The organism is Grimontia sp. AD028 (assembly GCF_000973155.1).
GTDB lineage: Bacteria > Pseudomonadota > Gammaproteobacteria > Enterobacterales > Vibrionaceae > Enterovibrio > Enterovibrio indicus.
The window spans coordinates 24,940-36,651 of record NZ_LASY01000079.1; the positions used below are offsets into that span (position 1 = coordinate 24,940).

The window sequence follows — 11,712 nt, forward strand, 5'->3', positions numbered from 1 at the left end:
TGGTGGGTCTAGGCAGACTCGAACTGCCGACCCCTACCATGTCAAGGTAGTACTCTAACCAACTGAGCTATAGACCCAAATTCTGATTCCATCCTGGTCAGGGAGGAATGGTGCGTCCGGGCAGACTCGAACTGCCGACCCCTACCATGTCAAGGTAGTACTCTAACCAACTGAGCTACGGACGCAAAGTATTTTCTTTCCAGAGAGAGCATGGTGCGTCTGGGCAGACTCGAACTGCCGACCCCTACCATGTCAAGGTAGTACTCTAACCAACTGAGCTACAGACGCATACCTTACTGATAATCAGTCTTGCTTCCCCTGAAAGCGGGATGAATATTAGCGAGTAGGGACAGGCGGCGCAAGCGCAAAACGGGACTTTTTTACCACATCTTGTGCGTTTGCTGGTTTGCTGCACAATTTGGCGCTTCTTACGCCAGAGTTTTTGTTTTTAAACGCATTAGGACGCGTTGTTTTGCGGTGCTACTTGCACATTGCATCGCTGAAACAACTGTTGCCAGTATCCAACATGATCTTTTACTGCTTTTTGGAAATTCTGATAGTGACTGCCGGCAAAATAAGCGTCGTTGTAGTTAAAGAAAACTTTATTGTCTGGTAATTGCCTGTGAAGGGTTTCCAGCGCGGGCTGCGCATCAAGGTAAAGCCCGTTGATTTTCGAAAGGTAGGGTTGCACCTCGCCGATGAAGAACTTATCGAACACGTTTCTGAGGTAGTTGAGGCGGGTCGGATCGCGGTTTGCGCCGCAGATGACCAAGAGATCATCGCGATAAAGCTGTTTGGTAATGGTGTTAAGCCAACGTGTGCTTTCATCCATGGAATAGAAAACGGTGCCTAGGTAGCGCTGCTTTTCGATGGGTTCTTGAAGAGAAACGATATCAGTGTCTTTCTCTGACAGATGAGCATAGGCATTAATGGCTAACAGCGCTTCACTGTGCGGAAAAGGCTTATCAGGCGCGATCAATCCAATTCCAGAAGGGGTGAGCTGCTGCCGCCACGCATCGCTGCTGATCAGCGTGTTCCAGTACACGGTACTGAGCTGCTGTTGCTTCTGCTTTTGGACTTTGAGCAATTGTTCGCGGAGGGCATCGCTTTCGACCTCTGCTAAGCAAAGTTCAAGTGTGTTTAACAGCGATACTTCATAATTGAGCTGCCGGAAGGCGTCTTGAACCTTGCCGAGAATGGAGTTTCTGTCGGCTATCAATTGAAACAATCCACACTCTCGCAGTTCATAAGCATCAAGCAAGCCCATCCGAACATCTTCGAGGGGTAAAGTGAGATCCCGCTTTCTCGGAAGTTCGATGGAAATACTGTCTTCTAACGGCAGAGGCTCAGTATTCACCACGTTGGCTAGGCGGCTCTGATAGTTTTCAAATTGTGCACGAGCCTTGTCTGATTCCAGACAACCTGAAAGTAGGAGCAAACCTGTGATGACGAAGACAAGTCTATGGGCCATTTTCTCGTTCTGTTAAGAAGTCATAGTCATGATACGAAGTATAAAAGAAGCGGGATCCAAAAAGAAAATCCCGGCTCAAAGGCCGGGATTTGTGAGGGGATGATGATTATTTCTCTGCCATTGCTAGCTGGAATTCATCCGGTTGTTTGCGAATCCAGCGAAGGCGAATACCCAGCAAAATTGCGGCTGAAGTGAGACCGATAATAATACCTACCCAGAAACCATATGCACCCATTGGTTCCACAATCCAATCTGTCATACCCAGTACGTAGCCAATCGGCACGCCGAGAATCCAGTACGCGACAAAGGTGCGCTCGAAGATGGCACGCATGTCCTTGTAACCGCGTAACGCACCGGCCGCAACGACCTGAATAGCGTCGGTACACTGATAGATGGCTGCGAGTAGCATCAGGTTAGCCGCGATGGCAACCACTTCTGGGTTGCTGTTGTAAAGGTGGATAATGGGTTCGCGGAAAATTACCGTCAGCGCTGCGGTAATCATGGCTGTGCTTAATCCGATCAGAATACCAAGTTTGGCGGCGCGGGCTGCTCCCTCTGTCGATTTCTCGCCAAGTTGGTGACTAACACGGATACTCACAGCGGTACCCAAGCTCATCGGCAACATAAAGATCATCGAAGAGAAGTTAATTGCAATCTGGTGTGCCGCAACGACCGTCGAACCCAGTGGCGCGATGAGAAGGGCAATCACTGCAAATAGAGTCACTTCGAAGAAAATCGCAGCTGCCACTGGCAGGCCCATTTTGAAAATGCGCCATAACGCTGGGAAGTCTGGTTTTGAAAAGTCAGCAAACGCGTTCACGCGCTGAAGACGTTTGTTCAGCTTGATGTAGATGAACATCGAAATGAGCATCAACCAGTAAACAATGGTGGTTGCTACACCACAACCCACAGCACCGAGTTCAGGTGCGCCGAACTTACCGTAAACAAATATCCAGTTAAGGGGAACGTTCGCAGCCAGACCGATAAAGCCAATGATCATTGCCGGTGTGGTGAGTGACATGCCTTCTGCTAAGTTACGAAGCACTTGGAACAGCAGGAATGCAGGTACCGCCAAAATGACCGCATAGAGATAACCAATGGTTTTTTCGGCTAATGCGGCTTCTACTTCCATGTAGTTAACAATGTGACCGGCGTTGTACAGCACAAGTGCGATAGGCACTGACAGCATCAATGCCATGTAAACGCCTTGTTGCACCTGAAAGGGGATCTTTGCTTGACGGCCAGAGCCGTTTAACTGTGCGATGATCGGAACCATCGCTAACAGGATACCAATACCAAACAGGATAGAAGGCAACCAAACACTGGTTGCAACGGCGACGGCAGCCATGTCGGTAGCGCTAACGCCACCAGCCATAACCGTATCGACAAAGCCCATGGAAGTTTGCGCGAGCTGCGCAATGAAGACAGGGATCCCCAATTTAATGATGGATTTGGCTTCCAGGCGATAGTTTTGCACCTATAACTCCGGAAAAGAAAAGTGAGGCTGAAAAGGAGTTGTATTATACGTTTGCAAAGGACGGCCACAATCGATACTTTTGTGAATTACACAAGATTTAGCTTTTTGTTTGCCTCACTATTAACACAGCCAGTTGCTGTTATCAGGAATCGTTATGTTTACAGGTATTGTTCAAACCACCGCAGAAATCATTCAAATAGAAAAAAAGACTAACTTTCAGAGTCATGCGCTCCGCATGAATGATGTGATGCGAAAAGGGTTGGAAATTGGCGCTTCGGTCGCCCATAACGGTTGTTGTTTGACGGTAACTAAAATTGACGGAGACCTTGTGTGGTTTGACTTGATGCAAGCAACATTGGCGCTGACCAATCTTGGCGAGGTCAAGGAAGGCGACAAGGTGAACCTTGAGCGAGCGGCCAAGTTTGGAGATGAAATTGGCGGGCACTCTATGTCTGGTCACATCATGTGCACCGCGGAAGTGGTTGATGTCATCGAATCAGAGAACAACCGTCAAGTTTGGTTTGAAGTGCCGGCAAATATCTCCAAGTACGTTTTCGATAAAGGTTACATCGGTATTGATGGCATTAGCCTGACTATCGGCGCGGTTGAAGATAATCGTTTCTGCGTTAACCTCATCCCCGAAACCCTGCAGCGCACCAATATGGGCTGGCGTGCGAAAGGGGACAGGGTGAACATTGAAGTTGACCCGCAAACGCAGGCGGTGGTTGATACCGTTGAAAGGGTACTTGCTGCCAAACAAGCTTAAGTGTTGTTCACTGATTACGTAGAAATGAAAAAGCCAGCAACTGCTGGCTTTTCTAGTATCGACTGCCTGAATATTTTAGAAAATCTGCTCGTCGTCAGCATCTACGAATAAGTTGATGGTTTTGTGCTGAGAGTCGATGATGAGATTCAAGTGAATAGCGTTACAGCATGCTGGGCAATCGTCATAAAATTCCTGATCACCACCGCTGGTATCCAAAGTAATGCGAATCCTGTGTCCACAGTGCGGACAATCGATCCCTCTTTCAGTGTAATTTTGCATGTTCAACTCCCTATCTGAACTGCGAGCCAATAACATGACGAAGAAAAGATAGCTGTTTCTTCTTGTGCTCATGTGTTTCCATTCTAAGAAGCCAAGAATGTTTGCTCAGTGAAATAAGAACAAAGTATGACCGAGCGCCGGAAATCCCGTTGAATTATTGGGTTGAGATATAGTTCGTTACAGTTGTATCCGGCATTCTTATTGGGATACGTAAGAATTTATTACAGAGTGTGAGTGTAAGTTACGTTCTGTGAGTGTCGTTCAAGAAGGGAGTGAAACAGTAGGGCAAAACTCGACATTTTGCCCTGATTTTGGAGATTAAGCCTCCAACATTTTGATGCTTAATTCGTCCAGCGATGTAAGTTTGACGTCGCTGATCACCCAGCGTTCTTGAGCGGCAACCTCATGTTCTGGCACGACAATTGTGCGCATCTGGGCGGCTTTTGCAGCCAATAGCCCAGTAAAAGAATCTTCCAAAGCGACGCAGTTTTGCGGGGCAATGCCTAAGCCCTCTGCGGCGTTCAGATAGACCTCTGGATGAGGCTTGCCATACTTCAAATGCTCTGCAGAGTGGCATTGTTCAAACCAAGCTTCGATACCCAAAGCTTCCAGCGTCGCGTTGATCAGTTTTAGCGGTGAAGAAGAGGCAAGGGCAATGCGCAGGTTGGCTTCTTTGCAGAGCGTTAGTGCGTGCATTACGCCTGGCTTCATCGGTTTATGAATCGAAACTAGCTCAATCACTTTGTCGAGGATCATGTCGCACACTTCCTCGCAGGAAGGGCCTTCCCAACCTTGGGTTTTATAATAATGCTTAATAATCTGGTCTATGCGGATGCCCGTGGTATCAATGGTGTCCTGACGGGTTAGTGTTACCCCAAGACCTTGTAGTACGGCGAGTTGTGCATCTTGCCAAAAGGGTTCTGAGTCGACCAACAGGCCGTCCATGTCGAAAATAGCTGCTTGGATCATGAGAGCTCCCAAAAAAGAAAAAGGCGCCAAAGCGCCTTATTCTGAACGATGATGTCTACACAAGAAAATCAAATCAGCTCAAGTTTGTTGATCAGCGCCTCGGTTTCAGCCAAATAAGGACCGCCGAAAAGTAGGCAGTGGTTGAGCATATGGTAAAGGTTGTAGAGGTCTTTCCGGTCTTCAAATCCTTCATCGAGTGGCCACACCTCTTCGTAACCTTCGTAGAACGCTTCTGGGAATCCACCAAACAGATAAGTCATGGCAATATCGACTTCACGATCTCCCCAATAAGAGGCAGGATCATACACAATTGGCCCATTCATGGTTGATGACGCATTGCCTTTCCATAAATCGCCATGCACAAGGCTGGCTTTCGGTTGATGGCCGTTCAGTCGTTCTTTTACTGCTTCGACAATGGTTTCTACATCACCAAATGACATGCCTCTTTCTTCTGCCAGCTGAAGCTGGAAACCGATACGGTGATCAGCGAAGAAATTCGCCCATTTCCGATGCCAACTGTTCCGTTGCTCCGTTGTGCCAATGAAGTTATCAATATCAAAGCCGTACTCGAGTTGTTCTCCCCATTGATGAAGCTTCGCCAGCTCCTTGCCGAGTAGATAGGCGTTTTCACTGTCAAGAGGTTTCATCGGAATGTAGTCCAGCACCAACACCGACTTTTCTTTAATAATGCCGAGATAAATGACCTGAGGGATCGAGACTTCACCGCTATTCGCGAGGTGACGAAGGCTTTCGGCTTCGGCCTCGAACACAGGCAAATTGTCTCGTGAATTCACTTTCACAAAGAAGCGCATATTCCCACTGGTAATGGCGTAACACTCGTTGATGTCACCTCCATCGATGGGCGTTTTTTCTTCGACTTCAAACTGCTGACCCAGAGCGAGCGAAAGCTGAACTGAGAGCGAATGCCACATAAGTGCACCTCTTCATGACGATGAAAATTGGTGTGATAACAAAATAGTAGCGCAATTCACTGGGAGTGATATGTGTCTAATCCCACAATCTGTGTCGGTTTTTTGAATTTTGGAGAAAATAAGACAAAGCCCCGTAAAAACGGGGCGTTAGAGAACGAAATACGGTCAACAAAAACTAGAAACTGGGTAACAGTTTCGTTGGCATGTATTTGTTGTGGCTGGCTTCTTTGAGGTGAGCGTTTGCCTTCTCGATATCTGGTGCGAAGTAGCGATCTTTATCATAGAAGGTAACGTGACTTCTGAGCTCTGCCTTGATTTGCTCTAAGCGCTGGGATGTTTTCAGCGGTGCACGGAAGTCTAACCCCTGACACGCAGCGAGGATCTCGACGGCCAGAATGCCTCGTGTGTTGTCGGCCATTTCCGCCAGGCGACGCCCTGCGAAGGTTGCCATGGATACGTGATCTTCTTGGTTTGCTGATGTGGGTAGGCTGTCTACTGATGCTGGGTGGGCGAGCGTTTTGTTTTCGCTGGCCAACGCGGCGGAGGTGACCTGTGCAATCATAAAGCCGCTGTTGACGCCGCCATTGTCGACAAGAAACGGAGGCAACTTGCTTAATCCACTGTCGATAAGCAGCGCCATGCGTCGCTCGGACAAGCTACCGATTTCTGCAATCGCCAAGGCGAGGTTGTCTGCCGCCATCGCAACGGGTTCTGCATGGAAGTTACCGCCGGAAATGATGTCGCCATCATCACAGAAAACAAGCGGGTTATCAGATACTGAGTTAGCTTCGACTTCGAGTACGTCAGCAGCATGTCGAATTTGCTGTAAACATGCGCCCATCACTTGTGGCTGGCAGCGCAGGGAGTAGGGGTCCTGCACTTTTTCACATCCTTGGTGGCTATCGCCAACTTCACTGCTGGTGTCCAACAGGTGACGATATGCGTTTGCGGCATCCATTTGCGCTCGATGACCACGTACGCGATGAATGCGTGGATCAAACGGGCGGCGGCTGCCTAATGCCGCTTCAACGGAAAGTGCACCGCACGCGGTGGCAGAAGCGAAAAGATCTTCAGCAGCAAACAAGCCTTCCAGAGCAAAAGCGGTTGAGGCTTGCGTGCCATTCAACAGTGCCAATCCTTCTTTTGGACCAAGCGTGATTGGCTCTAACCCAGCAATTTTCAGCGCCATCGCGCCGGAAATGATTTCACCTTTGTGCCTTGCTTGGCCTTCACCTAATAATACCGTGCTCATGTGGGCGAGGGGAGCCAAGTCGCCAGACGCACCGACAGAACCTTTCTTAGGAATACAAGGGAATACTTCGGCATTAATTAGCTTTGCCAGCGCATCAACCACAGAAAAACGGATACCGGAATAGCCGCGGGCAAGGCTTGAGATTTTCAGTACCATCATCAGGCGTACGGTGGCGTCATCCATAAACTCGCCAATGCCCGCCGCATGGGAAAGCACAATCGAGCGCTGCAGCGTTTCAAGGTCTTCCAGTTCGATGCGAGTATTGGCGAGTAAGCCAAAACCCGTATTGATGCCATAAACCACACGGCCTTCATCAAGCACGCTGGCAACGGTATCAACACTTTCCTGCATGGTCTCGGCGACGCCTTCGGCAAACTTAACCTGCGTAGGTTCACGGCTGACAAGGCGAAGATCTTTGAGTGTTAGCGCACCCGGAATGAGCGTTAGTTTATTCATTATTATTAGCTCCTTACTGCTTGACCGGAACGTTTGGAAGGTCGAGCAAAGGTAAGTCAAGTTGTTGTTCTTTTGCGCAGTTTATCGCGATACCGTATCCGGCATCTGCATGGCGCATCACACCGGTGGCAGGGTCATTGTGTAAGACGCGTCCTACACGTTTTGCTGCTTCATCTGTACCGTCGCACACGATCACCACACCAGAGTGTTGCGAGAAGCCCATGCCCACACCGCCACCATGGTGCAGCGATACCCATGTCGCGCCCGACGCGGTATTGAGCAGGGCGTTGAGCAGTGGCCAGTCGGATACGGCGTCAGAGCCATCCATCATGCCTTCGGTTTCGCGGTTTGGACTTGCTACTGAGCCTGAATCTAAGTGATCACGACCAATCACAATCGGCGCTTTCAGCTCGCCATTCTTCACCATTTCGTTGAAAGCTAAACCAAGGCGTGCGCGGTCTTTTAAGCCCACCCAGCAAATACGTGCAGGCAATCCCTGGAATTGAATGCGTTCGCGCGCCATATCCAGCCAGTTATGGAGGTGAGGGTTGTCTGGAATCAGCTCTTTGACTTTCTGGTCGGTTTTATAAATATCCTCTGGATCCCCAGACAGTGCAGCCCAACGGAAGGGACCGATACCCTGACAGAAAAGAGGACGAATATACGCCGGAACGAAGCCCGGAAAATCAAATGCATTTTCGACGCCTTTTTCCAGAGCCATTTGGCGAATATTGTTGCCGTAATCCAGCGTCGCTGCGCCGCGAGACTGCAGTGTGAGCATAGCTTTGACTTGTTCTGCCATTGATGCTTTCGCTGCGTCAACAACGGCGGCCTCGTCTTCTTTGCGCTTTTCGGCTGCATCTTCCATAGTCCAGCCCTGAGGCAAATAGCCATTTAACGGATCGTGAGCAGAGGTTTGGTCAGTGACGACATCAGGCGTAATACCGCGCTCGACAAGTTGAGCGAAGATATCCGCCGCATTGCCAAGCAGGCCAATGGAGAGTGGCTTATTGTCATCGATTGATTGTTGAAGGATGGAGAGCGCTTCATCCAAATCGGTGGCTTTTCTGTCCACGTATCCGGTGCGTAGACGGTAATCGATTCGGCTTTCATCACATTCAACCGCGATCATTGAAAAGCCGGCCATGGTTGCGGCCAGAGGCTGCGCGCCTCCCATGCCACCAAGGCCACCGGTGAGCACCCAGCGTCCTTTCGCTTCTCCGCCAAAGTGCTTATTGGCGACGGCAACAAAGGTTTCGTAAGTGCCCTGAACGATGCCTTGGGATCCAATGTAAATCCAGCTACCCGCAGTCATCTGGCCGTACATGGCTAGACCTTGCTTATCTAGCTCATTAAAGTGCTCCCAGTTCGCCCAATAGGGGACCAGATTAGAGTTAGCAATCAATACGCGAGGGGCATCTTTATGCGTTGGGAAAACACCTACAGGTTTGCCGGATTGCACCAGCAGGGTTTGATCGTCTTCCAGGCGGCTAAGCACCTCTACGATTTTGTCATAGCACTGCCAGTTTCTCGCTGCGCGTCCAATACCGCCGTAAACCACCAAAGCGTGAGGGTGTTCGGCCACGTCAGGATGCAGGTTGTTCATCAGCATTCGAAGCGGCGCTTCAGTCAGCCAAGACTTTGCCGTCAGCTTTGTGCCTGTCGGCACTTTGATAGTGCGTGACAGATCGAGACGTGGGTCATTCATTGTTTCACTCCTTGGTTTTCGGTGACCAGATGGTCAGCAAGGCTGCGCGAAATCGTCCAAACCAGACGGGCAGCAAGTCGAGAGGTATGGTTGTCTATGTCATAGCGCGGGTTCAGCTCCGCGATATCGGCAATCTTCAATTTGGGTAAGCTGTGTTTATCTTTGGCTTTGCCTATATGGCGAATTAGGTGTTCCACCAGAACGTAATCGACGCCATGTGCAGCAGGGGCGCTTACTCCTGGCGCCGTGGCGGCAGGGAAAACATCAATGTCGATGGTCAGGTAAAGGGCATCCATTTCAGAGATAAAAGTGCTGAGTTGATCTTCGACGATGGCGAGCGTGGCGGTGGTGAAATCCGTGTCTTCGACAACCAGAACGTTGAGGTCTTCAGCTTTATCAAATAGCGCTTGAGTGTTGCTGGCACGGCTTACACCTAGACAAGCGTAATGAAATGCCCATTGGCGGTTATGGCAGAACTCTGCGATTTGTGAAAACGGTGTACCTGAGCTGCCATTGAGTGCATTGCCAGAGGGCGTGCGGAGATCAAAATGTGCGTCAAAGTTGATGATGCCGATCTTGGGGATGTCCGAGGGGCTTTTCTGTAGATAGTGATTTGCCAAACCCTGAAACGAGCCCCATGCCACTTCGTGCCCGCCGCCCAAGATCAAAGGAAAGTGTTTTTGGCGCATTGCCTCAGAGATATTGTCTGCTAGTCGTTTCTGCGCTTTAGAAAGGTCATGATCATCACAGCATACATCGCCACTATCAAAGAGGGGGAGTGCGTGATGGTGCCACGGCAAGCTTGCAAGCATCTTACGGATTTCGTTAGGTGCGGAATACGCCCCAACTCGGCCTTTATTGCGAGACACGCCTTCATCACAAGCGAAACCAATCAACATACAGCCGGGCTGATTTGCTTCGTCTGCGCTTTGCACTTTTTGGTGAAAGCGGAGACCGCGTTCGCCATCTTCTGGATCTGTCCGGCCTTGCCAGACGCTCATATCAATCGTCATTGGCTTTGACTCCTTTCAGATAGCGCGCATGAAGTGGCGCAAGGCCCACTTGATAGCTGAGCTGTGCTGGAGATGTTAAATCCCACACGGCGAAATCAGCATCAAATCCAGCGGCTATTTGTCCTTTTTTATTCAGTCCCAGCGCCTTTGCAGCATGACGGGTCACGCCGTAAAGGTTCTCTTTCGGTGTCAGCCCAAATAGGGTAGATGCCATATTCATCATGAGAGTCAGGCTTGCAAAGGGAGCCGTTCCAGGGTTGAAGTCAGTGGCTATGGCCATTGGGACATTGTGTTGACGCAGCCAGTCAATGGGGGGCTTTTGGGTTTCTCGCAAGAAGTAGAACGCTCCGGGAAGCAGGGTGGCGACAGTGCCGTTTTCAGCGAGTGCTTTGACGCCTTCTTCGCAAAGATATTCGATGTGATCCACGGAAAGTGCGCCCATTTCGGCGGCGAGCGCACTGCCACCCAAATTGGAAAGTTGTTCAGTATGACCTTTAAGTTGCAATCCGTGGCTTCGCGCAGCCTCGAACACTCTGGCCATTTGCTCCGGCGAGAAGCCGATGCCTTCGCAGAACACATCGACGGCGTCAGCAAGGTTCGATTCAGCCGCTGCAGGGATCATTTCTTCGCACACCAGAGCAATGTAACCGTCGCTGTTGTTTTTGAATTCAGGCGGCAAAGCGTGTGCGCCAAGCAGCGTGGTGGTGATATTTACATCCAGCTCTTGCTCTAACCCTTTTGCTGCTTTGAGCATCTTGATTTCATGCTCGACCGTCAGTCCGTATCCGCTTTTGACTTCAATGGTTGTGACGCCGTCACGCATTAGAGCTTTAGCGCGTGGAAGCGCCAAAGAGACGAGTTCTTCAATTGAAGCCTCACGGGTCGCTTTAACGGTAGAAAGAATACCTCCGCCGTTTCTTGCTATCTGTTCGTAGGGAACACCTTGCAAGCGTTGTTCAAATTCACCAGAGCGGTCACCAGCAAAAATGATGTGGGTATGCGCATCGATAAGCCCCGGCGTAACTAACCGGTTTTCCAGCGAAACCATTTGATAACCGGAGGTAGAGAGGTTTTCACCCACGGCAACGATACTGCCATTTTCGACAGCAATCATATGGTTGTCGCGTACTTGGTATCCCTCGGTACGAATGACGTCTGTATCCATTGAAACAAGACGACAATCCGTGAACATCTTCTTCATTTTTACTGCGCTCTTTATTTGTATATATAAATGTATAGACAAATAAGAGGGCGATGACAAGATCAGTTGTTATTAAATTGTGATCGAGGGTGTAAAGTTCAGCGGCCACTTTTAGGGGCTGTTGACCTTTGGTGGTTAAATTTTGTTCTCGCTATAAGCGTTTTAGGCGCGGCGAGGTGTGTGCCGCC

10 protein-coding genes and 3 tRNA genes are annotated in these 11,712 nt (G+C 49.7%); 1 reads left to right on the forward strand and 12 read right to left on the reverse strand.

Annotated elements, in window-relative coordinates:
- From RN22_RS17430 to RN22_RS17450, 5 genes are all read right to left on the reverse strand, one after another.
- Positions 1-77: transfer RNA gene (locus RN22_RS17430), tRNA-Val, on the reverse strand.
- A gap of 31 nt (positions 78-108) precedes the next feature.
- Positions 109-185, reverse strand: a tRNA-Val gene (locus RN22_RS17435).
- 26 nt (positions 186-211) lie between these two features.
- Positions 212-288 (reverse strand) — tRNA-Val (locus RN22_RS17440).
- A gap of 169 nt (positions 289-457) precedes the next feature.
- The gene (locus tag RN22_RS17445) at positions 458-1,471 is read right to left on the reverse strand and encodes a DUF3080 family protein (RefSeq protein WP_046306203.1); all 1,014 of its coding nucleotides are present in this window, start codon (positions 1,469-1,471) and stop codon (positions 458-460) included.
- Between the two features lie 106 nt (positions 1,472-1,577).
- The gene (locus RN22_RS17450) at positions 1,578-2,948 is read right to left on the reverse strand and encodes an MATE family efflux transporter (RefSeq protein ID WP_046306205.1); all 1,371 of its coding nucleotides are present in this window, start codon (positions 2,946-2,948) and stop codon (positions 1,578-1,580) included.
- Positions 2,949-3,102: 154 nt separating this feature from the next.
- On the opposite strand from RN22_RS17450, the gene RN22_RS17455 reads away from it, so the two are divergent.
- Entirely contained in the window at positions 3,103-3,714 is a 612-nt protein-coding gene (locus tag RN22_RS17455) for a riboflavin synthase (RefSeq protein WP_046306207.1), read from the forward strand.
- 75 nt (positions 3,715-3,789) lie between these two features.
- Here RN22_RS17455 and RN22_RS17460 read toward each other — a convergent pair whose 3' ends face one another.
- The 7 genes from RN22_RS17460 to hutI all read right to left on the reverse strand — a co-directional run bounded on the left by RN22_RS17460 (position 3,790) and on the right by hutI (position 11,524).
- Entirely contained in the window at positions 3,790-3,993 is a 204-nt protein-coding gene (locus RN22_RS17460) for a CPXCG motif-containing cysteine-rich protein (protein ID WP_039850230.1), read from the reverse strand.
- 318 nt (positions 3,994-4,311) lie between these two features.
- Positions 4,312-4,962 carry a hexitol phosphatase HxpB gene (hxpB, locus tag RN22_RS17465; RefSeq protein ID WP_002540113.1) on the reverse strand — a complete coding sequence of 217 codons (651 nt, stop codon included), beginning with the start codon at positions 4,960-4,962 and terminating at the stop codon, positions 4,312-4,314.
- A 68-nt stretch (positions 4,963-5,030) separates the two neighbouring features.
- A complete protein-coding gene (locus tag RN22_RS17470) occupies positions 5,031-5,894 on the reverse strand; it encodes a fructosamine kinase family protein (RefSeq protein ID WP_002540112.1) in 864 nt (287 codons plus the stop codon).
- Between the two features lie 175 nt (positions 5,895-6,069).
- Positions 6,070-7,602, reverse strand: a complete 1,533-nt coding sequence (gene hutH, locus RN22_RS17475) for a histidine ammonia-lyase (RefSeq protein ID WP_046306210.1) — start codon at positions 7,600-7,602, stop codon at positions 6,070-6,072.
- A gap of 13 nt (positions 7,603-7,615) precedes the next feature.
- On the reverse strand, positions 7,616-9,310 hold the full coding sequence (hutU, locus tag RN22_RS17480; protein ID WP_046306213.1) for a urocanate hydratase: 1,695 nt from the start codon (positions 9,308-9,310) through the stop codon (positions 7,616-7,618).
- Complete coding sequence (hutG, locus tag RN22_RS17485; RefSeq protein ID WP_046306214.1) at positions 9,307-10,323, reverse strand: formimidoylglutamase; 1,017 nt, start codon at positions 10,321-10,323, stop codon at positions 9,307-9,309. The genes hutU and hutG overlap by 4 nt, the downstream gene beginning before the upstream one ends.
- Positions 10,313-11,524, reverse strand: a complete 1,212-nt coding sequence (gene hutI / locus RN22_RS17490) for an imidazolonepropionase (RefSeq protein ID WP_046306216.1) — start codon at positions 11,522-11,524, stop codon at positions 10,313-10,315. The genes hutG and hutI overlap by 11 nt, the downstream gene beginning before the upstream one ends.
- Between the last annotated feature and the right edge of the window lie 188 nt (positions 11,525-11,712).